Origin of the sequence: Nitrososphaera viennensis EN76 (genome assembly GCF_000698785.1) — an archaeon.
Taxonomy (GTDB): domain Archaea; phylum Thermoproteota; class Nitrososphaeria; order Nitrososphaerales; family Nitrososphaeraceae; genus Nitrososphaera; species Nitrososphaera viennensis.
On record NZ_CP007536.1, the window covers coordinates 2,292,777 to 2,316,534 of the forward strand.

Consider the following 23,758-nt stretch of genomic DNA (forward strand, 5'->3'; position numbering starts at 1 on the left):
AAGGGGAGGTTTAGTCCCACTTGCTCCACGCGGCCATCCATCTGTATGTCCACGTGTTAAGTTTCGCACCCAACGCAGTCATGGGTACTGTTAGCACTGCACTAGCGCCAGAACCTAGCGCCACAGGCGAGTTGTAAAACTTACCTACCTGGGGCTCTATAGGCGTCATGTATGCAGGCAGCGTCGGTCTCGGATACTTGAAGGCTACCTCAAGCGGGTCCCTGACGAGCAACAGGTTGACCATGTTGAACAGCGGGAAGGATAGGCCAACCAGCGTGCCGCCAATGATGATGACAGCGTGCTTGTTGCGTCTTGTCGCCCAGTACGTGAGGTCCAACAGCATTGCCGACGGAATCCACACTGGCACCACGATGAAGTCGTATGGATAGCCAAGTGCAAACCATGCACCCTTTGCGACCCATGTGTAGATAGTCATGATTGTGGCGTAGTATGTGGCTGTACCCGGAACGCCTGTGAACAACATGTAGTATACCGCACCCACAGCGAGCATCGTCGACTGTGACACGGAGAATACTACGAAGGATGTCCACATCCAGTCTGTGTAGAAGATGTAGTCTCCTGCGTTGATGGTTAGCAGCGTGCTGTTGACAGCAACGACTACTATGAATATGTAGTGCGTTGTACGTCTAAGCCAGACCATTGGAAACCATGACAGAATGCTTGTATTTAAGATTTACCATTGTCAAAAATCTTGTGCGAAATTCGCACATACTCTCCGATTTGTAGAAGACATGACCTGAATAAAGCCTACTGTACGCAGAGGGATGGCGAAAAAGAAAAAGAGAAAAAAGGCTTCCTTAAGCCCTTACCGTCTTCTCGCCCGTGATCTTCATGATGAAGAAGAATCCGAGGGCTTCGATTACGGTCAGAACGGATAGTGCGTATAATCCGCTAGGCAACGGGTATGCCCATGGGTAGACCGTGATGCCTACGTAAACACCGCCCGCAGTTGCAGCCCAGCACAGCGCAAAGCCCAGAATGTAAATCCCCTTCATGTTTTCGACTCTGCGGCCGATCATGCGTTCGATGTCGTCACGGCTCTCGCCGCCGCCTCCACCGCTACCACCCTTACGTCCACCACTTCCATATCCCTTTGGTAGAGTCATTCTGCTATAGAATTAGGGCATGCCTTTTTAAATTTTGCTGTTGGCAGGTATGGCAAGGCCAGCTTGCGCGGATTTCGTATGTGTGTGAAAAAGAAAGGAAAAAGGGGGGAGGAAAAAGGGAGAAGGGGGGTTTGTTTGGCTAGAGCGCGTTGTTTCTTCCGCCAAACATGCTTCCCATGTTGCCCTTGAACCTGGTCATGGCCACGATGAATGCAACCGCTATTGCGGCGATTATCGCTGCACTTACCGGGAACTCGGGCACGACTACTACGTTAAAGTCCGCTTCCTCTGTAAACGCGCCGGTGCTGACTCCACTCACCGAGTTGAGAATCACGCTGATGCTGACCGGTCCTCCGTCGCCCATCTTGACCGTCTGGGTTCCTGACGAACTAGAGCCTGTAAACGCGTTCTTTTTGTCGTAAATGACATTTCCGCTCTTGTCCGTCACGGTAAAGTCATAGCTGACCCTCTGAAGCCCCTGTCCGTTATTATCTGCAAAGCTGACGGTGAACGTCGTGTTGCCATTTGGCTGTATGTCGACCGGGTTCCAGCTCAGAGTCACGTCATAGGTTCCGCGCCGCGTGGACTGCTGGAGCGGGGGCTGCGGGATCTCTTCGACTGACTGTGGAGCCGGCGGCTGGCCCGTGCCTGTCGCAAGCAGTTCATACTTGAACTGGGTCGGCGGCTGGCCTGATGCCACCTCTACAAACGTCTCTGCCTTGACCGGGAACGGGAATTCGTTGAGTATCCACATCTTGTTGTCCACGCCCTTGTGCCATCCCACCACTGTCGTGTCATACGTGCCTGCTGGCACCGTGACCTGTTGTGACCCCTGCGGCTTGAGCTCTTCTCCACCTATTGCAGCTATCTTGCCCCACGAGCCGGCTTTGAGCGAAAGGGGCTTTGATACCGATGTGAACGCTTCGAGCCACTGGAGCGAGCGGCCATAGCCTCCGACGAAAACCCTCATGTCGTCCGGCACCTGCGACCCTCCGCCGAGGGCTGCAAGGTTGTCTCCAAGTATGAGCGTGCCATTAAAGACCTCTCCTTTGTATTCAACAAACGTCGGCGCCACCCAGTTGCCGTCGGCATTCTTTTCCTTGAAGTAGATCGTCATGTCAAACGGCGCGCCGTTGTTGGTGTCATATTCCTGTATCCTGTATTTTACATACATGTCCTGTTTGGCGCCTTCGCCTACATACCAGAGGTCGTCGACCGCGTAAGCGCTCTTGACGCTCATAACACTGGTCAGGACTCCGAAAACCAGTACTGCAGCTATCGCCGAGAAGGCGAAATACCTGGACTCCATTATAATGGAAGTAAAATTTGCAACCTGATAAATGTTTATTTTTAGCCTCTTGCCCGCCGCTTTGCGGCGGCGACGATAAATAAATAAGTGGAGCACTTCAAGACAGATGCAGCAGAGAGACATATGTGCAAATGTGCCAAGGTCACGTTCTATGAAGTAGAGTTCAAGCTCTCGGGGTTGAGGGTCATCCCGACGCACAAGAACTGCGGCGAGGGGCTGAACGACGACCAGTTCAACTCGTTCGAGAAGGAGCTCGTCAAGTACTGGGGCTTTGAGCAAAAGTAGTGTGCTTCTTCTCTATTTATATTTGAAATTCTGTCACTGTTTAAATGCTCCAATAGCTGCCCTTGGCTCATATACGCCAACTTTATTAATGCCGGAGCAAAATGCGTCCTTGGTGGTTTTGAGTGACCAAAATGTATAGCGTAACGATCGAAACGACAGGCGTGGATGCAGCTGAAGCCAAGGACTGGGCAAACGAGCTCGCAAACGTGTATGCCGATATGGCAGTTTCGGACGTAAACGTCTCTGGCAACAAGATCTCATTCAAGGCTGGGATGACCGGCATGGATGACACCGAGCCGGACGACATCAAGATGAAGCTTGATGAGTACGTCACGATGCACGAGGCGTTCAGCGTCAAGAAAATAGACATCCGCTAGGCCAATTCCGGCCTTTTTTCTTGTTTTCATTCTCCACCGATGCATACAAATCATAACCGATTGTTACTAATATAGAAATAGAAATTTTGCAAAGTGTGGGGGTAATCAACACATGACTTGCAAGGGTATATGCATCCGTCACAAGGCTCAAAAGCCAGTCGGCTCGGGCAGGTACGCCAGCGGGCAGAAGAGGTGCCAGATCTGCGAGATATTCATCAAGTGGGACGGCCTCTGGTGCCCGTGCTGCGGGTACAGGCTCCGCACAAAGCCAAGGAACCTGAAGTACAAGGCAAAGCTGCGCGCCAAGGCCGCCAAGATGGTCGAGGAAGCGCCGCCGGTCCTGACAGTCAGAAGAAAGTAGCAGTAGTAGTAGCATCCGTCTTTAGGCCCCTTTTTGCGGCCAAAGACAGGCTCTTCTGCAGCTTCTCCAGCTGCTGCTCATCGCCAGATAAGTCCATCGCAAGCTGGACAAGCTTGGAATAGCGCCTGAAAAACGCGTCGTTTCTTGAAGCCAGGTTTTCCGCCGCGACCCTGCCGGCGTAATAGTAGCAGTCAGCAAGCATGCTCTTTTCGAGCAGGTGCTCTATCTTGGCGCGTACAAGCTCCCTGTCATAGTCCTTTGATTTCAGCTCCAGCATTGCTTCTGTCGACCTTGCTATTGCCGGCCTGGTGGCGCGCTCTATCCCGATGCATTCAAGCGCAACCTGGACGCCGTCTGCCGCGTCGGCAGGCAGATCCGCCTGCCTTGCCTGGGCAAGCTCGTGCAGGGGCATCGGACGCGCGCCGAAAACCGCAAGGGTGCCGGCGACAAGGTGGTACGAGGCCATCTTGAGCCACATGGCGCCTGTCGCCGGCTGTTGTTTCTCCCTGGAAAGCTTGAACCTTTGCTGGCAGAAAAGCGAGCTTACAAGCGCCTTTCTGCCGGACGCAAAAAGGGCCCTTTTGAACTTCTCCTCTGTTATGCCATTGAGAGCCGATGAAACGTAAAACTCTTTGGAATCTCTTATTATTGACATGCCCTTCAAGGCGACGAGGTGATCCCTGGGCCGGCTGATGTGCACCAGCTCTACAACGTGGCCGTCGACCTTTTCCAGCCTGTTCTCGCCCTGCCCAAACACGGCAATGTCGTACTCGCAGCAAGTGTGGGACATTTCGCCGGTGGCCCTGCAACCCACCAGGCCTGTCGGATGGGGCAGCTCTGCGGCATAATCCCTGACTGCCTTGGGCACCAACACCATGCCAAGGGCCGGTACACGCATTAAAGCTTATACGGGCGACAGGGTGAAAATTGCCTGCGCAATATGAAAAAAAAGACTAGCAACAGCGCGGTTTCGGGTCTTGCAGGCAAGATAAAATCCGGCAAGGTGAAAATTGCCGTCTACGGCCTTGGCCATGTCGGCTCGCCTATAGCATCCGTGTGGCTCCGGTTTGGCGCCCACGTCATAGGAGTAGACAAGTCGCCTTCAGTTCTTGAAAGCGCCAGAAAGGGCAGGACGCACGTGCCAGAGCCTGGCGTGAACGAGGCGTTTTCAAAGGGGCTCAAGCAAAAGCGCTTCTCTGTTTATGATGATCCGGTCAGGGCGTCGCAGGACTCACAGGTGAAGATGATCTGCGTGCCGGTGCTGACAGTCGGCCAGTCGCTTTCTGCCGACCTTGGCGCAGTCAAGCAGGTCGCCTCGTCGGTGGGAAAGGGGCTCAAAAAGGGCGACCTTGTGGTCCTGAACCCGAGCGTTCCTCCCGGCACTTCCGAAGACGTCGTCGTCCCGATACTGGAAAAGGAAAGCGGCGGGCTCCAGGCAGAGCGCGACTTTTTCATGGTCTACAGCCCCGAGCGCATCTACGAGGGAAGGGCGATTGAGGACATTGAGGAGCGCTACCCTGCAATAGTGTCTGGCGCCGGCCCAAAAAGCGTCGAGGCAGGCTCAAAGCTGTTCTCGCTCGTGTTCAGGCGCGGCGTGATAACGATGACAAACATGCGCACAGCCGAGGCAGAGAAACTGCTTGAAGGCGTGTACAGGGACGTCAACATCGCCCTTGCAAACGAGATGGCGCGCTTTTGCGAAAAGGTGGGAGTCGACTTTTGGGAGGCAAGGGAAGGGGCAAACTCGCAGCCGTTCTGCCACATCCACAAGCCCGGAGTCGGAGTCGGCGGGGCCTGCATACCCGTCTACCCACAGTTCATACTGCACACGGCCGACATGGCAAAAGCCGAGTGCAACATCACCAGGCTTGGCAGGAACGTCAACGACTCGATGCCGGCGTACTGCGTGTCGCAGGCGCTAAGCCTCCTTGACGGGGTTACTGCGCCGGCGCAGTGCAAGGTGGCGGTCCTCGGCCTTGCGTTCCGCGGAGGCGTGTCCGACACCCGGCTTTCGCCGACCTACAGCGTCATCGACGAGCTGAAAAAGGCCGGCGTCGCGGAAATCCGCGTCCACGACCCGATGGTGAAAAGCGACCCGGCGCTTGCGGCAGACATCAAACTAACGCAGGACCTGCGGGCCGCGCTAAATGGCGCAGACCTCGTGGTGCTTGCCACCGACCACAAAGAGTACCAAAAGCTGTCAAAGCGTGACACGGGCGACGCAGCGGTGTACGACGGCCGGGGCATGCTTGACGGGACGAAATTTGCCGGCAGGTTTGCGTCGATAGGCCGAAAGAAGGAGAGCATCCCGTAGGCAAGCGCAAAAATATTTTGATACTCTTGTGTCCGTGAGAACTGGCGTGCACAAGCTGGCGCTCGCCGGCCTAGCGGCCCTTGGAGTTGGGTTTGTTCTGGAGGTGCTCGCGTCATTCAGCTTTTCCGTCGTATGCAACTGCCCTGCGATGAGAGCCGGCGATGACGTGTCAGTGATGTGCCCCTGCATCGCCGAGCCGCGTCTTGCCGCAGCCGTGCTGTCGGCAGCCGGCTTTTCTGCGATCATTGCCGGGGCGGTCCTGCTTGCAATAGGGCTGAAAAAACGCAAGAAAAACCCTAGTTAGGTTTAATACCGCCCAAGAGGCGTTTTTCTTCCTGCTTGGCCAAGAGCAAGAAGAAGAACCTCGATCTTTTGCTTACCGTAGAATGGAAAGACAACGCAGTTGTCATGATTGACCAGACAAAGCTTCCAAACAAGCTGGTGTACGTCAAGTGCACCGACTACCACCAGGTTGCAGACGCGATAAAAAAGCTGGTGGTCAGGGGCGCGCCTGCAATAGGCGTGAGCGCGGCGCTGGGGCTTGCGCTTGCCGCGCAGAACAGTAACGCCAATACGCTTCCAGAGCTCATGACCGACCTTGACACCGCGTTCAAGGAGCTGAGGGCGACGCGCCCGACCGCGGTCAACCTGTTCTGGGCGCTAGAGCGCGTGATGGGAAAAGCCAAGCGCGCCAAGACGCTTGAAGATGCAAAAAAGACCGTGCTTTCCGAGGCGCAAAAAATGTGGGAAGAAGATGTCAAGGCCAACAAGGAGATGGGCGCAAACGGGGCAAGGCTGTTCCGGGACGGAGACGTGGTGCTGACGCACTGCAACGCCGGCTCGCTTGCGACAGTCGCATACGGCACCGCGCTTGGCGTGATAAGGGCGGCAAGAGAATCGGGCAAGCGGCTGAGCGTGATAGCGACCGAGACGAGGCCGGTGATGCAGGGTGCAAGGCTCACCGCGTTTGAACTGCAGCATGACGGGGTCGACGTCAGCCTGATACCTGACACGGCCGTGGGCCACATGATGGCAAGGGGCGCAATAAAGCGCGTCATTGTCGGCGCAGACAGGGTGCTTCGTACAGGCCACGTCTTTAACAAGATTGGGACCTATCAGGTGGCGATACTTGCAGGCAGGCACAAGGTGCCGTTCTACGTCGCGGCCCCGTTGTCGACGTTTGACTTTGAGAGCGATCCAAAAGACGTCGTGATAGAGGAGCGCTCTGTCGACGAGGTGGTAAAGGTGGGCAAAAAGAGGGTCGCGCCAAAGGGCGTCAGGATATTTAATCCCGCGTTTGACATGACGCCTCCAGAGCTGATAACAGGCATCATCACCGAAAGGGGCGTGCTAAAGCCGCCCTTTGAAAAGAACCTGAAGGCGCTTTTGGGCTAGCGCGACAAGTATTTATCGTGTGGCAGACAAGTACCCCTGCCAATGTCGGCTGCAAAACAGGTCACCGAGGACCAGATTTACGGCGCGCTAAAGAAATGCATGGACCCAGAGATCCCAGTAAACGTGGTGGACCTTGGGCTCATTTATGGAGTCAATATAGCTGACGGCAAAAACGTCGACATCAAGATGACCATGACCACGCGCGGCTGCCCGCTGCATGACACGCTCGTAAGCGACGTCAAGCGCTACGTGGGCAAGGTGCCCGGGATAGGGAGCATCAACGTCGAGATAGTCTGGGACCCGCCATGGAGCCTGGACAAGATGAACCCGCAGGTGCGCGAGCAGCTCGGGTTTGGAAAGCCGAAACTGCGCTTCCAGATAGACTATGAAAAGGCCAGGCCCTTGAAGGCGGGCAGGTACGCCAAGCAGGAGGACGGCTCGATGATACTTGCAAACGACAAGGACCAGGGATTCATGGTAAACGAGGCGATAATCGAGTTCTGGAACACGTGCGACGGCACAAAAACGATAAACCAGCTGACCGACCAGTTCTCTGCCAAGCTGGGCATGCCCAGGCAGCAGGTGGAGCAGGAAGTCGTGCAACTGGTGCAGCAGCTGCTTGAAGCAGAGCTTTTGAAGGCGTGAAATGTCCGAGGAGCCGTCTCTAGTCCCGCCACACACAAGGACCATAGTGGAACTTGGGTCAGGTGACTGCAGGCTCCTTGAGGCGCTTGCAGAAAAAGACCCGGAGACGGTGTACATCGGGATAGAGCTTGACGGCGAGCAGTGCAGGCAGGCAAAATCGCGCATTAATCTGCAGAACGTGTTTGTAATGCAGGGCTCTTTTGAGGACATTGTCCCGCGCCTGCCTGACGACTCTGTCGACGGCTTTATCGCAGTCCTGCCTGACCCTGCGTTCATTGACGAAAAAAGGGAGGACAAGTGGAAACCGCTCTACAGGGCCGTGTATGCAAAATTAAAGAGGCCCGGCGCGTTCCGGCTCGTGACGGAAATCACGGACGAGCTTTTGCAGCCCGTGTCAAACGAGGCGTTTGACAGGTGGTCGATATGGCTTGTCTCGGCGTTCCACTCGGTCGGGTTCAAGGTGGCAGGCATGACGGAGGGTTCGCCGGTGGAATACTCGTCAAGGTGCATTGACCAGTTCAGGGGCGACCCTGAGCGGATTCGCATGGCGACGCTTGACTTTGTCAAGGAATAGCTAGTACTCGCCGTCTCCCATGATCTCCAAAAAGCCCTTCATCTTCCAGTACGTGTCGAGAAATTCCGATCCCCTCGGGGTTATGCTGTACCTTGTGCCCTCGTCGTCGGCCATTTTTCTGGCAAGGCCAAAAGAACACAGGTCACTGGCCATGACGTTGAGCCTGTCAAGCGGGACCCCGACGCCGTAGGATATCCTCGTTATCCTGTCGGTGCCAAGCCTGATGACTTCAAGTATTGTTGCATAGATTTCAAGCTTGTTTCTTTTGCTCTTTCTTCTTCCTGCCGTCATCTTTTGCACACACACAATCCTCCAGCTTACAGTGGGAACGCGGCAAGGCTGGCAGTCTTTTCAGGGGGATTCCTGCATACGGCATTCCTGCCGGTTTCAAGCCGGCGCGTGTAGGTGGCCTGGCCTACCGTCCCGTCGTCATGGATCTCTATTTCATCTGCAACTATCTTTTCTGCTTCGGCGCCTTTTCCGACAACAACCTTGGACCCATAGACGTCCTGCACCTTGCACCTCTTGCCAAGTTCTACCGTGCCTCCCACCAGCGGGCCCTTGCACTCTGCATGGGGCGAGATCTTTATCTCGCCGCCTGCCTTCAACCCTGCACTCGTTTCCACCTGGCCTCCGATCCAGGCCCGGCCTGCAAGCATCGCCTTGCTTCCGCTGAACCGGCCTCCAACTCTCATATCGGTGCCGGTTAAAGCGTCCCGAACCTGGAGGTCTCCGCCAACCCCGAGTTTGCCTGTCAGCACAAGGGATCCAAAGACCTTGGTCTCGCCACCGACTTCTAATATCTCCCCCGAGCAGTTTCCGCCAATCTCGACAATCCCTCCCACCTTGATCTCCTCGCAGGTCAGGTCGCCGGTGGTGGCTAGCCGCCCTCCCACCTTTATGCTCCTGCCCATGCCCGTGCCAAGCTCCACCTTTCCTCCAACCGATATGCTGTCAAACTCCAGCTCCGACTTGCTCTGAAAGGTCCCGCCGACCTTGATCTGGCCCTGCACTGCTCCGCTGCCAATCTCGGCTTGCCCACCCACGTTCAGGTCAACAAGCCGGGCCCTTTGCGAGACCATTTTTCTACCGACCTTTACGGATTCTGCGTCCAAGGTGTCTGACACTTCAAGCGTACCTCCCACTTTGATGATCCTGCACTTGACCGAGCCCGCCTTGACTGTGCCTCCAACCGCTATTATCCCGTCTGCGGCAACGATGCTTCCGTCGACGTAAAGCGCGTTTGCGATGTCGGCATCTCCGTGCACCTGCAGGTTTCCCGCGATCTTCAGCGTTCCCTTTTCCACTCTCAGGGATCTGCACTCCAGGTCGCAGTTTACCGTACAGTCGCCCCTGAAACGCGCGCTGCCTGCTACCGTGACTTTGCCGCCGTCAGCGGCCTCTATCGTGGCGTCTTTATCGGCACTCAGGTTTCCTTCGACCCTGCCAAGGGCTGCAGAACCTCCGCGCTCAACACGAACGTCTTCTTGCATGGCTCTCAATCTCCCGGATCTGATAAAAAGAAGCTGGCTCACAAGACGTGATCATTTCCATTCTCCTCCTCTTCCTTCTGCCTCGGCGCAATTCTGGCCTGCCTTGTAGTAGCAAACCAAATTCCTATCGCCACCGCCGGAACGATCACGGCTGCTGCAACCATGAATGGCAGGCCGCTGACGCCCACCGCGATTCCTTGGCTGAACACCGCCGCGCCAAAGCTCGGGCCGATTATCTGCGATATGCCTGCAACAGACTGGCCTATGCCAAGCGTGGCGCCCTGCTTGTCTGCAGCCGTCCTGAGTGAGATCAAGGTCGTTGCTGATGCCGCAGTCAGTCCCATCCCGAGGGGCACAAACGTAGAGCTGACTATTAGCATCGTAAGGTCCTGCGCAAAGCCAAGCAACGCAAGGCCTGCCGCCAGCGACGCGGCGCCTGCCACAAAGAGCGCCTGCGGCGTATACCTCTTTGACAGCCTGGGCACTAGGACGCCCTGCACCGCAGACACCACCCCACCTATGTAGAGGAACAGCAAGCCGACCTGGAAGGGCCCATAGCCAAACACTTTTTGAAGCCAGGGAGTCGACGTGCCCTCCATGATGTAGAACCCGAGCATCGTTATGAAATACGCCGCAAGGAGCAGCTTCATCCCGGGGCTTTTTGCGACGTGCCTGAACGACTGCAGGAACGAGTCTTTTGTCCTTGCGCCTCTGGATTCTGGCATCCTGAAATAGCCAAGCGCAAAGTTGGAGAAGGCAAGCGCGGCTGCTAGAAACGCCGGGACCGCGTACCCAAACGCGCTGCTCAGCGTGCCTCCCATCGCGGGGCCGAGGATGAGGCCCATGCCAAACGCCGCGCCCAAACTGCCCATCTGCGCCATCCTGTTCTGTGCAGTAGTAATGTCTGACGCGTACGCCATTGCCACGGGGACTGTTGCGCCCATTGCGCCTGCCGCCACCCTTGCAAGGAGCAAGAGCGCGATGTTGTTGGCAAGGCCAAAGAGCAGAAACGACGCTCCCGAGCCTGCAAGGCAGACGAGCATTATCTTTTTCCGGCCCCGCCTGTCGCTCAGGGCTCCCCATACTGGCGTAAAGGCGAACTGGGCGACGCTGTACGACGTCAGCAAGAGCCCGTAAACCACCGGCGAGGCGCCAAGGCTTGTCGCATAAAAGTAAAGGTATGGAAGAACCATCGCAAAGCCGAGGAAATCCAGGAATACCGTGACAAAGAGCACGGAAAACACCGATGATGACTGGCTTGCCGATGTTGCTGTTCTCATTGCCTCGTAGCCCTCCTATGGAGGCCTTCTCTGCCGTACCAGTACAGTGCAAATGCCTTCCATGACGAGTCTATGGCCGCGTATAACACATCGAAGCTATAGTTTTGGCCGCCGGCACTGCTGCCGGTGCAAAATTTTTCGTTCATGGAAGAAAAAGAAACGGCAAATGCCTAAAAGACTGGCTCACTGTACGTGATCACATATTGTGAGTAATAAGAAAATTATTAGTCAGTTAATTCTTTCATGCCGTTTTTGCAGCCTGTTTGAAAGAACTAGTTGGTCTGAATGCCACTTTACACCGGATAAAGATTTTCTTGTATAACGATATGGTTATATAACCTCTAGATTATATTAGATGCATGGACATGGAAAGAAACATGCAATCAACAATTAACATCCTCGGCGTGGCAGGCAGCATGCGCTCTGGCTCGTACAGCACCGAGGCGCTGAAAATGGCGCTAGAGCTTGCCAAAAAGCACGGCGCAGAGGTGCGCCTGCTTGATCTGAGCAAAACAGTATTGCCGCTGCGTGACCCAAGCGCGCCAGCGTCAGAGCAGGTTGAAGCGGCGGCCAAGGCAGTAGCCTGGGCTGATGCGCTCATACTTGCTTCGCCGGATTATCACGGCTCGATGTCCGGTACAATCAAAAATTTCCTAGATCACTTTTACAAAGAGTTTGCCGGCAAGCTCTTTGGCTATATTGTGGCATCGCATGAAAAAGGCTTGACTGCAATGGACCAGATGCGCACTGCGGTGCGCCAGTGCTGTGGATGGAGCATGCCTTATGGCGTTTCAATAAATGGCGAGCAGGATTTTGCAAACGGTCAGATCGCAAACGCAGAAGTGTCAAGGCGCCTAGAGATGATGTCCCGCGACTTGGTGGTATATGGCAGGCTGATGAGGGGGCAGTTTGCCCGCGACCTTGGGTCAAGCGAGCCATACACGTTTGCGGCCCACTACCGGGTTTTGCTAAAATCAGCAAGTTGATATATAACCAAACAGTTATATAGCTTAATAGCCATACAACGGGCATGGATACGTTCTCTGCCGTGGCCGACCCGACTCGAAGGGCCATGCTGGATATGCTCATAGAGCACGAGCTCTCTGCAGGCGATATTGTCAGTGCATTTCCAAAGATTAGTCAGCCTGCGGTGTCAAAACACCTGCGAGTGCTCAGGGACGCAGGTCTTGTAAGCATGCGAGTCCATGCTCAGCAGAGAATCTATAGCCTCCAGCCAAAAGGTCTGGCGGAACTTGACGCCTGGATAGCCAAGTACAAGGTCTTCTGGCCTGAGCGCCTAGACGCGCTGGAGGCGCATCTATCCAAAAAAGAAAAGAGTGAAAAGAAATGAAGAATGTAAAATCAAATGATGCAAACAACCAAAATGGAACGGTGACTATCGAAGGCGACTATGCGACCCTCAAGTTCGAACGCCGGCTTGCTCATCCAAGAGAGGTAGTCTGGAAAGCCATTACAGATCCAAAAGAATTAGCCGCATGGTTTAACACCAAAGCAATTATCGACGGGCGCAACGGAGGCACCATAGACTTTATCAGCGCGCCGGCAGGATTTCATACGACAGGGCGCATTCTAGTCTGGGATCCACCGCGCGTTTTTGAGCATGAATGGCACATTGCTCCTCACCCAGACTTGCCAAACGGTGAACCTGAGGCCGTCATACGCTGGGAACTGGCGCGGGATGGCGATTCAAACACGATCCTTACCGTGACGCACAGCCGCCTTACCAAATCTACGGGCCTTGGTTTCGCTCCGGGCATGCATGCCTTTCTGGACCGCCTTGCGGCTCTGCTCGATCACAGGGTGCCGCCGGACTGGATGGAGCGGTACGCAGCCGTCCAAGGATCTTATCCCTCTTGGCAAGCACGATGACTTTATCGTGACGTCAAAGAAAAAGCGGCATACGCATGATATGTATGCATCAGTTGAGGTGCAATGCACCTTACGTCTCCTTTTCTTTTTCTATTATGATGCCTCTACTAGTCTGACTGCATTTTGTTGTGCAATAAAATAATTAGCATTATTACTTGTGCCTGCCAGCCGCGTGCTCGGCCATGCACTCTCGTGAGCAGAATTCCAGCTCGCAACTTTCGCTTGCGCACGGCACCGGCTCGTGGCCGAACTTTTTGTTGCAGTAGGTGCACCTCGATTCAAGCCCGGGATAGTTGCGGTTCATGTACGGCCCGCAGTTGCGCTTTTCCCGGAACCACAACACCTCCAGGTTCATCTTTTCTGCGTGCGTCAGCACCGTGTCGTACGCCTCGTAGTAGCCGGGAGCATAGAACTGCCGTACAAACGTCGAGCCTTCTGGGCCCCTGCCTGAAGGCTTCCTGAATGCGGCAAGCCACTTTTCAGCAGGGACGTCGCCCTCGCCTGCAAGCCTGTCCTTTTTCTTCTTCCTTATCATTACTTGATCTGAAGCGAAGCGCGCATAAAGCCTGCAAGCTCGCCCGTCTTGACCCTCTCTTGCTGCATGCTGTCGCGGTGGCGCACGGTGACCGTGTCGTCCTGCATCGTCTGGGGGTCGACCGTGATGGCAAAGGGCGCGCCGACCTCTTCAAGCCGCCTGTAGCGCCTGCCTATCGAGCCGGACTCGTCGTAAAAAGTGTCAAAGTCGAGTTTCAGCTCTGAATGTATCTTGCGGGCCTTCTCTCCGAGGCCGTCCTTGGTCATGAGCGGGAGGACGCCTACCAGCACCGGCGCAAGGTACGGCTTTAGCTTCAGGACTGCCCTCGTCTCCTCCTTTACCTGCTCCTCGTAGTACGAATGCTCCAGGATGGTGTAGAGGCTCCTGTCGATTCCCATCGAGAGCTCAAAGACGTGCGGGAGGACCTTCTGCTGGTCTGCCGGGTCTACAACTTCGAGTTTCTGCTTGCTTGTACCAGCGTGCCCCTTGAGGTCATAGTCCGAGCGGTAGTTGCACGCGACAAGCTCAAGCCAGCCGGTGCTAGTCTGCACCTCAAAGTCAAACGCGACAGAGGCGTAGAACGCCTTTTCATCGTCGGAGAGCCGGCGGAACCTGCTCTTTGTGGTGTCAATCCCTGTCTTTTCATAGAATTCTGTTAGGAGCGCAAGGTAGTACGCGACCAGCTTGTTTGGCACAAGGCCCTTTGCGATCGCTTCTTCTGCAGTCACTGCAGTTATTCCGGAATCGCCGTCCTTGAACAGGCGCAGCGTGGCGCCCTTTACTTCGTCAAAGCGCGGCATGTCGTCAAGCTTTGCCGGGTTGCAAAACACCTCGATTTCTGCCTGGTAGAACTCGCGCAGCCTCAGGAGGGACTGCCTTGGAGCTATCTCGTTGCGAAAGCTCTTGCCAACCTGCGCTATCCCAAGAGGCAGCCGGCCGCGCATGGTCTTGAATACCCTGCTGAAATCGACAAATATCGTCTGGCACGTCTCGGGGCGCAGGTACGCCTCTTCTGCAGCCGGGCCGATGCCTACCCGAAACATCATGTTGAACCTGCTGACGTTGCCAAGCTCGCCTTTGCAGTTCTGGCATTTCAGCCCGTGCTTTTTTATGAGCGCGTCAATGTCCTCGTTTGACAGCCTTTCAGGCACGCGCTCGCCGGTCTTTTCCTCGATAAAGCGGTCTGCGCGGAAAATAGAGCCGCATTTCGTGCACTTTACTATCGGGTCGGTGAAATTGCCTAGGTGGCCCGACGCGACAAAGACGCTCTTGCTCATTATCTGGCAGCCGTCTATCTCCATCATGCCGTCGCGCCTTACAAGCTCGCGTCTCCAAAGCTCGATGAACTTGTTCTTCATGGAGGCTCCGGTGGGCCCGTACTCCCAGAACCCCGCCGGCGCGTCGGAATAAATCTCGCAACTTGGAAAGTAAAAGCCGCGCTCAAGGGCCAGCTTCATGACCTTGTCGTAACTGTTTGACATTGACAAACGGAAAGCAAACGGCGCTTTACAGGCTTTAAATCTATTCCCAGCCGACAACGCATAACAATTTATCTCGGTCAGCTAGTCACCAATGTGCTAATTGAAGGTCTCTGACAGGACGCACGGCGTCGAGTATGCCATCCGCGACATTACTGCCTATGCAAACAAGTTCAGGGCGCAGGGAAAAGAGATCATCTACCTGAACATAGGCGACCCTGTAAAATTCGACTTTCCCACGCCGGAGCACATCAAGCGTGCCCTGATCGACGCGGTGAGCAAGAACGAGAACTATTACGCCGACTCGGAAGGTCTGCCGGAGCTTAGGAAGGCGATAGTCGAAAAAGAGTCGGAAAAGGGCCTTGACGTGACGGAGGACGACGTCATTGTCACAAACGGCGTGTCGGAGGGCCTCGACATGGCGCTTGCGTCAATCGTGGACCCAAACAGCGAGGTCCTCATGCCCGGCCCGTATTACCCTCCCTATTCGTCGTACGTAAAGTTCTACGGCGGCAAGCCGGTCGAGTTCCGCCTGCACGAAGACGGCAGGCCGGACCTCGAAGACCTGCGCAAGAAAATCACTCCTCGTTCTAGAGCGCTTTGCATCATCAGCCCGAACAACCCCACCGGGGAGGTTTTCGACAGGAAGAGCCTGCAGCAGCTTATCGATATTGCGACAGAGCACGACCTCTATGTCATCTGCGACGAGATCTATGACAAGATAACTTTTGATTCGACATTCACCGGCATAGGCAAGGTGGCCAAGGACGCGCCGGTCGTGCTGTTGAACGGGTTTTCCAAGGCGTACCTGATGACAGGGTGGCGCTGCGGATACATCTGCATGAACAGCAGCTCCCGCAAGCTGGACCAGTTCCGGGAAGACGTGCCCAAGCTTGCGCGCGTGAGGATAGCGACAAACCTGCCTGTGCAGATTGCGGCTGTTCAGGCCCTCCGGGGACCGCAGGACCACATCCCTGTCATGGTGGAAAAACTGCGCAAGAGGCGCGACCTCGTGGTCAAGCGCCTCAACGGCATGGGCATCCAGTGCAGGCTGCCGAGGGGCGCGTTCTATGCGTTCCCCAGGATAGAGCTAGGAAGCAGGTGGAAGGACGACAAGCAGTTTGTCATCGAGCTTTTGAATGGCACCGGCGTGCTCACCGTGCACGGCTCAGGCTTTGGCGTCTCTTATGGCTCGGGGCATTTCCGCATAGTGTACCTGCCGCCAGAAGACGTGCTTGAAAGGGCAATGGACAAGCTTGAAAAATTCGTAAAGAGCTAACTAGCTAGTTTTCCGGTATAACGCCTTCGCCCGTGAACAGCTTTTTCGCCTCGTCCACCGGCAGGTCGGCGCTCGGCAGGATGATGTCTGACCTTACAATCTCTCCGGGTTCTACTGCCTTGCCGTACTTTATCGTGATCTGGTTGAGCTCGGCAAGTTTCTTTTTGAAACCTGCATCGTCTGCCTTTTCGCTTGCGACCATTTCAACAAGCTCGCTGTCGATGTCGTTAAGGCGCTTGAGCGTCCGTGCGTCGACCGTGAACTGGCCGTGGCCCATTATGCGCACGACTTTTTTCGTAGCCGGCGCTGCCTTGGCTTTCTTGGGGCGGGACTTGTGCGCGAGTCGAATGATTTTTTTTGCATGCCTTGGCTTGCTGCTCTTTGCGACGGCCTTGGCCCTCTTGCGCGCCTTGGCCTTCGCCTTGGTCATCTTCTTTTTCATTGTATGGCTTCTGATAGTATTGTTTCATATGCACTCCGACTTTAACTTTGCTAATTCTATCTCAATATTGCAATGTATTGTAATTTTTTTGCATTTCTCTCATGATTTCTTTATTAATCGAGGCTACCGGAAGCAAATACAATCGGCAATTGACGTATTTTACTATATTTACCTGTTGGACCTGCGCCACTCATGCTCGTCCGGCGGGCCGTGGTCCTCTTTTTTTCTGTAATAGCCCCAGAAGAGAAGGATCCCTCCGCCTATCGCCATGGCGATTACAAACTTTTCATTGTTTATCTCGGCATTGACAAAGTTGTCCAGGTAGAATCCGAACGTGTATGCGGTGGATATGAGAAACAGGTCGCGCAGCGCGATTATTGCAGCGGCAATGAGAAAGAGTATTCCCATGGCAGTCATCCAGTTGCGACCTCGGCGCGTTCTTTCTTCTTTCCACCGGCCCATGACTCTGCCTCCAGCCCCTGTGTGTGCTATGTCAGCCTGACGCCGGGGTTCTTCATCTTGTTGCGCTTTGCCGCATTGAGGAGCATCGGGGTGAGCACCTCTGCCTGGTACGTGAGCGAAAGCGGGCCCAGGTACACTGGGCGCAGGCCAGTCACTTCAGACGCAAGCTCGCTCAGTTTTGCGACAACGTCCGGGTCGTCGCCGCAGACAAACGTGTCTGAGTCAAGGCTGAGATTGACGTTCTTTAGCTTCATTTCAGATATGGTGTGAAAAGCAGACACCACGCGGGACCTTGGGGCCATCTTGTCTGCAACCCACTCCCCGGCGGTCTTTTTGCCCTGCTCCAGCAGCGGGATGTAGACAAAGCCGCTGTCAGTCCTTGTCATCGGGACGATGGGGGAGACTATTATGCAGTCGGGCCTCACCTGCGGGGCGAGCTTGCTGCACGTGTCCTCGATAAACTCGTAAGGTATCGACAGTATGAGCACGTCGCTGTCCTTTGCAAGCGAAATGTTGTCGTCGCCGGTGATGCTTCCGGCGATGACAGCGTTTGGCCCGTACGCCTGCCTGGCCGCGTTCATATAGTTTGCAGCCGCCTCCTTGGCCTTCTGGGCCTCCCTGGAGCCCACGATGACGTCGTGCCTGACGCACCACCTCATGGCAAATCCCTCGCCCATGCCGCCGGTGCCCCCTACGATTCCAATCTTCATGGCGACTTTCACGGAAGCTTGCGATATTAACTTTGGGATTTGGCTGCTCCGGTGCAGAGCAAAAAAAAATTGCGCGCGCTAGTGTGTGTATGTATAAAAGAAGAGGCAACGGGAATCGCCAGATTCTCTTGCAAACGCGCGCATGAAACAATAATTAACGGCTTTTGACTGCACAGAATTCGTGCCACTTGTCATCTTTATGCGCCACGGGCAGGCCGACAACAACGTCAACCGTATACTCGTGGGCAGGCACATAGAGTCCCACCTGACGGAGCAGGGCAGAAAGCAGGTCGAATACGCGGCAAAGGACCTGAAAAGCGTCCAGATAGACAGGGTGGTGGTATCGCCGGTCATCCGCGCAGTCGAGACGGCGGAAATAGTCTGCAAGGAGGTGGGCGCAAGCTACGAAATAGACGAGCGGCTGTACGAGATAGAGCTGGGCAAGCTGGTGGGCATGAACTTTGACGAAGTGGTGAGCAAGTACGGCAACCTGTTCCTGAAATTCTACGACGAGCACGACCCCGCGCTTGAAAGCTTTGGGGTCGAGTCTTTTACCTCGGTGAAAAAGCGCGTCAAGAGCCTGCTTGAAGAAGCCGCAGAAAAGCACGTTGACCGCAACATCCTGTGCGTGACGCACCTTGACCCGATAAAGGCCGCGATTTCTACCATCCTTGATCTGAACCCGGAGGCGCTCTACCGGTGGCACATACGCAACGCGTCGATGACGATTCTCCGGCAGGACGAAAGGCAGTACTCGCTTTCCGGCGTCAACGTCATGTCGATGCACCGCTATCCGCACGAGTGATTTTCCAAAGCCTTAAATAAGATATGGAAACTTTCTGAAACCAAAGGGACGAGTATGGCATCGTACAAGTTACTTTTGCTTGCGATTCCCGTGGTCGCTGTGCTGTTCATGGACTTTTCAATCGCGTTTGCACAAGAGTCAGGGCAGTATGTCTACGGCAGGATCGAGATCTGGTCACTGTTCTACAGGCTGATGGTAATTGCCTTTGTAATCGGCGCAATTCTGATGGGTGTGATATTCTACGTAGTGTACAGGTTCCGCGAGTCGCATCCGAAGAACAGGAACTTGCCGGTTAGGTCATCAACGGAGGGTGAGCACCACTAAATGGGGCACGCAACAATCGAGTGGGTCTACATTGGCGTGGTGGTCGCGCTTTTGATCTATGTCGGAGCTGACGCATGGAACATCGAGCGCATACTGGATCATGCCCCGCCAGATTCAAAGATCATCAAGGTCACCGGCCAGCAGTGGCTCTGGACATTCGAGCACGAAGACGGCACGAAGGAGATCGGGCAACTGCACCTGACAAAGGGCGTTCCGTACAAGTTCGAGATCACGTCTAGGGACGTCATTCACGCGTTCAACGTGCCTGACTATACCCTGATGCTGGACGCAGTGCCAGGCAAGATAAACACGCTGTGGGTTGTTCCGGACCAGAGCGGCGAATTTCTGATCCAGTGCAGGGAGTACTGCGGGTTCTCGCACTACCAGATGCGCGCCAAGCTCTTTGTAGAAGAGCCAGCGGCTGGCGGCGACGTGTCGCAGGTGGCCTCCGACCTGACTCCAAGTGTTGGAGCCCAGGCAGTCGCAAGCTAAAAACAAACTTCCTCCCCACCCTCCTTTTCTCTTTTCTTTCTTCTTTTTCACTTTTTTACAACGCAAATTTACCCATGCCGCGCGTGCACGCACTGTGTTTGCATAAAAAACAAAATGCTTTTATTTGATATCTCTTCCAGTTACAAGCAATTTAGAGGCGAATAAGTAGTGGTACTAGAAGTTAAGAAACCCCGCCCGATGTGGGAGATACTATTTTCGTCCCACCACACAGATGTCGGCCTTTTGTACATCATTCTCTCCTTCACCGCTTTTATCATCGGTGGCGCACTTGCAATCGCGATCAGGACAGAGCTGTTCCTGCCGGGAACGCAGCTCATCGCTGATTCGACCACCTTCCACAGAATCTTTACAGTGCATGGGACCAACATGCTCTTCCTGTGGCTCGTGCCGTTCGCGTCAGGCATGGGCAACTACCTGATCCCGATCATGGTCAGGTACAAAGACATGGCATGGCCAAAGCTGAACGCAGTTGCGTTCTGGATGATCCCAGTCGGCATGGCCCTGATATGGATGGGCTTTGCGGACACGACCTGGATGGCATATCCGCCATACTCTACAACCAAAGCGCCAGGGCCGGCCGCAGAGATGTGGATATTTGGGCTAAAGATACTCGGCATTTCGTCAATCCTGGGCTCGATAAACTTCATAGTCACGATACTAAAGATGAAGCACCCGGACCTGCCGCTGATGAAGACGTCGCTCTTTGTCTGGGCCACCCTCGTGACATCCTTGATGATACTTGTCGCGATTCCGACGTTTGCCGCAGCGCTAATCATGCTGTACACGGACAGGCTTGGAGTCTCCGGCTTCTTTGATCCGACTAGGGGCGGCGACCCGATAGCGTACCAGCACCTGTTCTGGTTCACGTTCCACCCGGAGGTGTACATCTTCCTCTTGCCAGCCGTGGGCATGATGTACGAGCTGATACCCAAGTTCTCGAGAAAGCCTATCTTTAGCTATCAGTCTGGAGTGACTGCGTTCGTTCTGCTTGGGATCGTAGGCTTTGCATCGTGGGCGCACCACATGTACTCTACAGGCATGAGCTTCACCGAAAAGACGGTGTTCATGGTAGGAACGCTTGCAGCAGTTCCTGCGTCTGCCATGCACATCTTTAACTGGATTGCCACGATGTGGGGCGGAAGGATCAAGTTCGCATCGCCCATGAGCTTTGCCGTGGGAGGGGTCGTGCTATTCTTCTACGCGGGAGCCGGAGGCATCGTGAACACGGCCATGCCGCTTGACTTTATCACGCACGACAGCTACTGGGTCGTAGGACACTTCCACCTGTTCGTCATGGGAATGGTCACGTTCGGCTTCATCGGATTCCTGCTCTACATGTTCCCGTTCATCACGGGCAGGATGTTCAACGAAAAGGCGGCCATGGTGTCGTTCTGGCTGTTCTTCGTGGGAGTGTCGTTGATATTCCTGACCCAGCACGTGCTGGGCCTGTACGGGCAGCCAAGGCGTGTCTATGACTATGTCCCTGTCCAGCCGCTCATCATACTGAACCAGATATCGTCCGTAGGAGCATGGATAACCGCAACAGGCGCGGCCCTCCTGACAGGCCTCCTGATACACGGATCGATGAAGGGCAGGTATGCAGACACGAAGGACCCGTTCCAGCTCGGCGAGACCTACTTCCCAATCGCCGCAAAGGAACCGCACCACTAGTAGCAGGTGATATGTGCAGATGAGCCACGAACATGAACACGACTCGGAACCAGTGCTGAGGACAACCCCTGCACGCATGGCAAGGGGGATTGCAATCGTAGGCATTACCCTTGCTATTGCTGGCGGCCTATTGCTGTACCTGTTTGACGACATGATCGCAAACCCGCCTCCTGTGGCGCTGATGACAAAACCGACTCCTACTCCGCCACCCCCGACTGCCGCCGGCGTGACTGAGATAACAATACTGTCAGGCTCGTCGGTGCAGGGTGCGCCGGACTATGACCCTGACGCTGCAGAGGTTCCACTTGGCAACAAGGTGGTGTGGAACAACGCGGACAACGCCATACACACCGCGACTTCTGGCACTGGAGCCTCAGATCCTAACAGTGGCAAGGCCTTTGACACCGGCCTGATAGACCCTGGAGCAAAATCCAAAGAGATTGATATTTCGGGAGCCAAGGTCGGCGACTCGTTTGACTACCACTGCCAATTGCACCCGTACATGACGGGCAAGATCACGATCGTAGAGGCTGCGGCAGGCGGCGGCGCCTCTGGAGGCGGAGCTGCGGCCGGCCCGACAATCCACATACCCGCTGGAGCGCAAAATCAGGGACAACCGTCCTATGACCCCGACTCGATAGATGTCAAAAAGGGTGACAAGCTGACAGTTGTCAACGACGACTCTGCAATACACACCGCGACTTCTGGCACTGGGGCCTCAGATCCTAACAGTGGCAAGGCCTTTGACACCAGCCTCATCGAGCCGGGAGCGACAGCCACCATCGACACGTCGGCTATTGAAGCGGGCGCTCACGACTACTACTGCATAGTCCATCCGTTCATGACGGGCAAGTTGAACGTGACCTGATGTGACTCTGCTGCCGGCGCTGTCGTTTGGGACGCTTGCCGTCCTCTTTTCTCTTATTTTCATAGGCGGCTATGTCAGCGCAACTGGAGTCGGCCTGAGTTGCCCCGACTGGCCGCTCTGCCCGCAGGGATTCGTGCCCGCATACGACTTTTACGTCGAGTACATCCACAGGACGGTCGCGGCTACCACCGGCGCCCTCGTAGTCATCACGATGGCTTTTGTGCTCAGGTCAAAGCAGGCGCCAAAAGGGATGAAGATTGCGTCGATAATAGCGGCAGGCGCTGTGATAGGCCAGATAACGCTTGGCGCAATAGTAATAGTAGAGCGGCTCCACTCGATACTCGTCACGGCCCACCTTGCGCTTGGGCTTGTGCTGTTCTCCATGGTCCTGATGACGACGGTCTATGCCTGGAAGATAAAGGCGCAGGACAAGGCCCTGGAAGAGGCGAGCAAGCAACAACAACCTCCTGCTTCCTCCTAGCGCGCATACACACAATGGTTTATACGGGAAAAGGTAGATTTGATTTTTGATGCGCACGTACGCCCTCGCACTTGCGGTGGCTGCGGCAGTGATGATGCTTTTTGCCGCCATGTCGTCGCAAGCGACGCAAAAAGCGTATGCCCACTTTGAGCATTTTGGGCACTATAACGCCAAGGGCGACGGGGTAGGTCCCTATTACGCGTACGAGCAGCTGGACCCGGATTACGCCAAGCCGGGCGAGCCTGCTGCCATCCAGTTCAGCGTGCAGGACCTGGACGGCCGGGACACCAAGGACATCGTCGCCATGGTCGAGGTCTATTCCGGGGCGACCGGCGAACGGCTCGCTGCGTTTCCGTGGACCAAGCAGGACACGGGCGACTTTCAGGTCTTTTACACTTTTCCTGATCTCGGCTATTACCAGATAGTGCTGTCAGTGGCAACCGGCCCGATCAGCAACCTCAACGGGGTCGACCCGCCAAGGGCCACCCTCTCCAGCACTTCTGGCTGCAACTGCGACAGGGCGGTCTTTAACGCGGCCATCTCGAACAACTTTGGCGAGATATGGAACGCCGCCCTGCTCGCGTCCGTCCTGTTCCCCCTCGCCATAATAGGGGCTGTCCTTGGCCTCGTCTACAGGCGCAAGAGGAAGCAGCTCCATGCCAACTCGTCGGAAGAGTTTGTGAAGTGGGGCATCCTGCTCCTTGCCATAGCCGGCGGCCTCGTGCACTTTGCCATCTACTCGGAGCACGCCTCGCTCCGGCTGGAATACAGCATATTTCTGATAGTCGCCGGCGCCATGCAGGTCTCGTACGGCCTGATGTACATACTCATCACCATGGTCGGCGCAGAAGAGTCCAGGGCAAGCCCGCGCCAGTACTACAGAAAGACGGTTGCGGCAAACCTCTTTGGGCTGCTTGGGACCGGCGTGCTCCTCGGGCTGTACACCTATGCGGTCATCTTCCCGCCGCCGCTGTCGCCAAACAACGTGCCCGAAGACGTCGACCTTGCAGGCATACTTGCAAAATCCGCGGAAGCGATACTGGTGGTGGGCATACTCTACCTCATGCGGATTGAAAAGCGCAGGCTTGCAGGCTACCTTGCCGAGACACCCAGTAAAACATAAAACCCCTATGACTTGAC

31 protein-coding genes are annotated in these 23,758 nt (G+C 55.3%); 19 read left to right on the plus strand and 12 right to left on the minus strand.

Going from position 1 to position 23,758, the window contains the following annotated elements:
• Nucleotides 1–10: 10 nt before the first annotated feature.
• The 3 genes from NVIE_RS13055 to NVIE_RS13065 all read right to left on the minus strand — a co-directional run bounded on the left by NVIE_RS13055 (nucleotide 11) and on the right by NVIE_RS13065 (nucleotide 2,367).
• Complete coding sequence (locus tag NVIE_RS13055; protein ID WP_075055648.1) at nucleotides 11–661, minus strand: ammonia monooxygenase family protein; 651 nt, start codon at nucleotides 659–661, stop codon at nucleotides 11–13.
• Nucleotides 662–818: 157 nt separating this feature from the next.
• Nucleotides 819–1,127: a hypothetical protein gene (locus NVIE_RS13060; protein WP_075055649.1), complete on the minus strand. Its 309-nt coding sequence runs from the start codon at nucleotides 1,125–1,127 to the stop codon at nucleotides 819–821.
• 139 nt (nucleotides 1,128–1,266) lie between these two features.
• Nucleotides 1,267–2,367, minus strand: a complete 1,101-nt coding sequence (locus tag NVIE_RS13065; protein ID WP_158435244.1) for a hypothetical protein — start codon at nucleotides 2,365–2,367, stop codon at nucleotides 1,267–1,269.
• A gap of 192 nt (nucleotides 2,368–2,559) precedes the next feature.
• On the opposite strand from NVIE_RS13065, the gene NVIE_RS15755 reads away from it, so the two are divergent.
• The 3 genes from NVIE_RS15755 (at nucleotide 2,560) to NVIE_RS13075 (ending at nucleotide 3,459) form a co-directional block, all read left to right on the plus strand.
• Complete coding sequence (locus tag NVIE_RS15755; RefSeq protein ID WP_169736205.1) at nucleotides 2,560–2,721, plus strand: hypothetical protein; 162 nt, start codon at nucleotides 2,560–2,562, stop codon at nucleotides 2,719–2,721.
• A 122-nt stretch (nucleotides 2,722–2,843) separates the two neighbouring features.
• The gene (locus tag NVIE_RS13070; protein ID WP_075055651.1) at nucleotides 2,844–3,098 is read left to right on the plus strand and encodes a hypothetical protein; all 255 of its coding nucleotides are present in this window, start codon (nucleotides 2,844–2,846) and stop codon (nucleotides 3,096–3,098) included.
• 112 nt (nucleotides 3,099–3,210) lie between these two features.
• A complete protein-coding gene (locus tag NVIE_RS13075; RefSeq protein WP_075055652.1) occupies nucleotides 3,211–3,459 on the plus strand; it encodes a hypothetical protein in 249 nt (82 codons plus the stop codon).
• On the opposite strand, the gene NVIE_RS13080 is transcribed toward NVIE_RS13075, so the two are convergent.
• Nucleotides 3,446–4,357 carry a hypothetical protein gene (locus NVIE_RS13080; RefSeq protein WP_075055653.1) on the minus strand — a complete coding sequence of 304 codons (912 nt, stop codon included), beginning with the start codon at nucleotides 4,355–4,357 and terminating at the stop codon, nucleotides 3,446–3,448. The two genes, NVIE_RS13075 and NVIE_RS13080, sit on opposite strands and share 14 nt — an antisense overlap.
• Before the next feature lie 42 nt (nucleotides 4,358–4,399).
• Between NVIE_RS13080 and NVIE_RS13085 the strand changes: the two genes are divergently transcribed.
• The 5 genes from NVIE_RS13085 to NVIE_RS13105 are packed head-to-tail and all read left to right on the plus strand — an operon-like array spanning nucleotide 4,400 to nucleotide 8,387.
• Nucleotides 4,400–5,773: a nucleotide sugar dehydrogenase gene (locus NVIE_RS13085; protein ID WP_075055654.1), complete on the plus strand. Its 1,374-nt coding sequence runs from the start codon at nucleotides 4,400–4,402 to the stop codon at nucleotides 5,771–5,773.
• Between the two features lie 28 nt (nucleotides 5,774–5,801).
• A complete protein-coding gene (locus NVIE_RS13090) occupies nucleotides 5,802–6,077 on the plus strand; it encodes a hypothetical protein (RefSeq protein ID WP_075055655.1) in 276 nt (91 codons plus the stop codon).
• A 35-nt stretch (nucleotides 6,078–6,112) separates the two neighbouring features.
• Entirely contained in the window at nucleotides 6,113–7,168 is a 1,056-nt protein-coding gene (mtnA, locus tag NVIE_RS13095; protein ID WP_075055656.1) for an S-methyl-5-thioribose-1-phosphate isomerase, read from the plus strand.
• Nucleotides 7,169–7,210: 42 nt separating this feature from the next.
• The gene (locus tag NVIE_RS13100) at nucleotides 7,211–7,813 is read left to right on the plus strand and encodes a PqqD family peptide modification chaperone (RefSeq protein ID WP_075055657.1); all 603 of its coding nucleotides are present in this window, start codon (nucleotides 7,211–7,213) and stop codon (nucleotides 7,811–7,813) included.
• A gap of 1 nt (nucleotide 7,814) precedes the next feature.
• On the plus strand, nucleotides 7,815–8,387 hold the full coding sequence (locus tag NVIE_RS13105) for a methyltransferase domain-containing protein (protein ID WP_075055658.1): 573 nt from the start codon (nucleotides 7,815–7,817) through the stop codon (nucleotides 8,385–8,387).
• Here NVIE_RS13105 and NVIE_RS13110 read toward each other — a convergent pair whose 3' ends face one another.
• Genes NVIE_RS13110 through NVIE_RS13120 form a run of 3 tightly spaced genes read right to left on the minus strand, consistent with a single transcriptional unit; the run spans nucleotide 8,388 to nucleotide 11,160 of the window.
• A complete protein-coding gene (locus tag NVIE_RS13110; protein WP_075055659.1) occupies nucleotides 8,388–8,678 on the minus strand; it encodes a winged helix-turn-helix domain-containing protein in 291 nt (96 codons plus the stop codon).
• A gap of 26 nt (nucleotides 8,679–8,704) precedes the next feature.
• The gene (locus NVIE_RS13115) at nucleotides 8,705–9,880 is read right to left on the minus strand and encodes a hypothetical protein (RefSeq protein ID WP_075055660.1); all 1,176 of its coding nucleotides are present in this window, start codon (nucleotides 9,878–9,880) and stop codon (nucleotides 8,705–8,707) included.
• Nucleotides 9,881–9,918: 38 nt separating this feature from the next.
• On the minus strand, nucleotides 9,919–11,160 hold the full coding sequence (locus NVIE_RS13120) for an MFS transporter (RefSeq protein WP_084790843.1): 1,242 nt from the start codon (nucleotides 11,158–11,160) through the stop codon (nucleotides 9,919–9,921).
• 359 nt (nucleotides 11,161–11,519) lie between these two features.
• On the opposite strand from NVIE_RS13120, the gene NVIE_RS13125 reads away from it, so the two are divergent.
• From NVIE_RS13125 to NVIE_RS13135, 3 genes are read left to right on the plus strand one after another with little or no spacing between them, the layout of a single operon-like run.
• Nucleotides 11,520–12,146, plus strand: coding sequence for an NADPH-dependent FMN reductase (locus NVIE_RS13125; protein ID WP_084790844.1), 627 nt, complete (start codon nucleotides 11,520–11,522; stop codon nucleotides 12,144–12,146).
• 44 nt (nucleotides 12,147–12,190) lie between these two features.
• Nucleotides 12,191–12,511: an ArsR/SmtB family transcription factor gene (locus NVIE_RS13130; protein WP_075055662.1), complete on the plus strand. Its 321-nt coding sequence runs from the start codon at nucleotides 12,191–12,193 to the stop codon at nucleotides 12,509–12,511.
• Nucleotides 12,508–13,050 (plus strand): SRPBCC family protein, encoded by a 543-nt coding sequence (locus NVIE_RS13135; RefSeq protein WP_075055663.1) that lies wholly within the window; start codon nucleotides 12,508–12,510, stop codon nucleotides 13,048–13,050. The genes NVIE_RS13130 and NVIE_RS13135 overlap by 4 nt, the downstream gene beginning before the upstream one ends.
• Before the next feature lie 151 nt (nucleotides 13,051–13,201).
• Here NVIE_RS13135 and NVIE_RS13140 read toward each other — a convergent pair whose 3' ends face one another.
• The gene (locus NVIE_RS13140) at nucleotides 13,202–13,585 is read right to left on the minus strand and encodes a hypothetical protein (RefSeq protein WP_075055664.1); all 384 of its coding nucleotides are present in this window, start codon (nucleotides 13,583–13,585) and stop codon (nucleotides 13,202–13,204) included.
• Complete coding sequence (locus NVIE_RS13145) at nucleotides 13,585–15,066, minus strand: glycine--tRNA ligase (RefSeq protein WP_075055665.1); 1,482 nt, start codon at nucleotides 15,064–15,066, stop codon at nucleotides 13,585–13,587. Before NVIE_RS13145 ends, NVIE_RS13140 begins: the two co-directional genes overlap by 1 nt.
• 100 nt (nucleotides 15,067–15,166) lie before the next feature.
• Here NVIE_RS13145 and NVIE_RS13150 point away from each other — a divergent pair, with 100 nt between their 5' ends.
• Nucleotides 15,167–16,342: an aminotransferase class I/II-fold pyridoxal phosphate-dependent enzyme gene (locus NVIE_RS13150; RefSeq protein WP_075055666.1), complete on the plus strand. Its 1,176-nt coding sequence runs from the start codon at nucleotides 15,167–15,169 to the stop codon at nucleotides 16,340–16,342.
• Nucleotides 16,343–16,346: 4 nt separating this feature from the next.
• On the opposite strand, the gene pspAA is transcribed toward NVIE_RS13150, so the two are convergent.
• The 3 genes from pspAA to npdG all read right to left on the minus strand — a co-directional run bounded on the left by pspAA (nucleotide 16,347) and on the right by npdG (nucleotide 17,956).
• Nucleotides 16,347–16,772, minus strand: a complete 426-nt coding sequence (gene pspAA, locus NVIE_RS14650) for a PspA-associated protein PspAA (RefSeq protein WP_158435245.1) — start codon at nucleotides 16,770–16,772, stop codon at nucleotides 16,347–16,349.
• Nucleotides 16,773–16,952: 180 nt separating this feature from the next.
• Nucleotides 16,953–17,201, minus strand: a complete 249-nt coding sequence (locus NVIE_RS13160; protein ID WP_174405446.1) for a hypothetical protein — start codon at nucleotides 17,199–17,201, stop codon at nucleotides 16,953–16,955.
• Nucleotides 17,202–17,272: 71 nt separating this feature from the next.
• Nucleotides 17,273–17,956 carry an NADPH-dependent F420 reductase gene (gene npdG / locus NVIE_RS13165; protein ID WP_075055668.1) on the minus strand — a complete coding sequence of 228 codons (684 nt, stop codon included), beginning with the start codon at nucleotides 17,954–17,956 and terminating at the stop codon, nucleotides 17,273–17,275.
• A 181-nt stretch (nucleotides 17,957–18,137) separates the two neighbouring features.
• Here npdG and NVIE_RS13170 point away from each other — a divergent pair, with 181 nt between their 5' ends.
• The 7 genes from NVIE_RS13170 (at nucleotide 18,138) to NVIE_RS13200 (ending at nucleotide 23,741) form a co-directional block, all read left to right on the plus strand.
• A complete protein-coding gene (locus tag NVIE_RS13170; RefSeq protein ID WP_144239746.1) occupies nucleotides 18,138–18,761 on the plus strand; it encodes a histidine phosphatase family protein in 624 nt (207 codons plus the stop codon).
• A 54-nt stretch (nucleotides 18,762–18,815) separates the two neighbouring features.
• Nucleotides 18,816–19,085 carry a cytochrome c oxidase subunit II gene (locus NVIE_RS13175; protein ID WP_075055670.1) on the plus strand — a complete coding sequence of 90 codons (270 nt, stop codon included), beginning with the start codon at nucleotides 18,816–18,818 and terminating at the stop codon, nucleotides 19,083–19,085.
• Nucleotides 19,086–19,577: a cytochrome c oxidase subunit II gene (locus NVIE_RS13180; RefSeq protein WP_075055671.1), complete on the plus strand. Its 492-nt coding sequence runs from the start codon at nucleotides 19,086–19,088 to the stop codon at nucleotides 19,575–19,577. It abuts the gene before it with no gap.
• A 168-nt stretch (nucleotides 19,578–19,745) separates the two neighbouring features.
• On the plus strand, nucleotides 19,746–21,269 hold the full coding sequence (locus NVIE_RS13185) for a cytochrome c oxidase subunit I (RefSeq protein ID WP_075055672.1): 1,524 nt from the start codon (nucleotides 19,746–19,748) through the stop codon (nucleotides 21,267–21,269).
• A 19-nt stretch (nucleotides 21,270–21,288) separates the two neighbouring features.
• A complete protein-coding gene (locus NVIE_RS13190) occupies nucleotides 21,289–22,137 on the plus strand; it encodes a cupredoxin domain-containing protein (RefSeq protein WP_144239747.1) in 849 nt (282 codons plus the stop codon).
• Between the two features lies 1 nt (nucleotide 22,138).
• The gene (locus NVIE_RS13195; protein ID WP_227717385.1) at nucleotides 22,139–22,618 is read left to right on the plus strand and encodes a COX15/CtaA family protein; all 480 of its coding nucleotides are present in this window, start codon (nucleotides 22,139–22,141) and stop codon (nucleotides 22,616–22,618) included.
• Between the two features lie 49 nt (nucleotides 22,619–22,667).
• Nucleotides 22,668–23,741 (plus strand): hypothetical protein, encoded by a 1,074-nt coding sequence (locus NVIE_RS13200; RefSeq protein ID WP_144239748.1) that lies wholly within the window; start codon nucleotides 22,668–22,670, stop codon nucleotides 23,739–23,741.
• Nucleotides 23,742–23,758 lie beyond the last annotated feature (17 nt).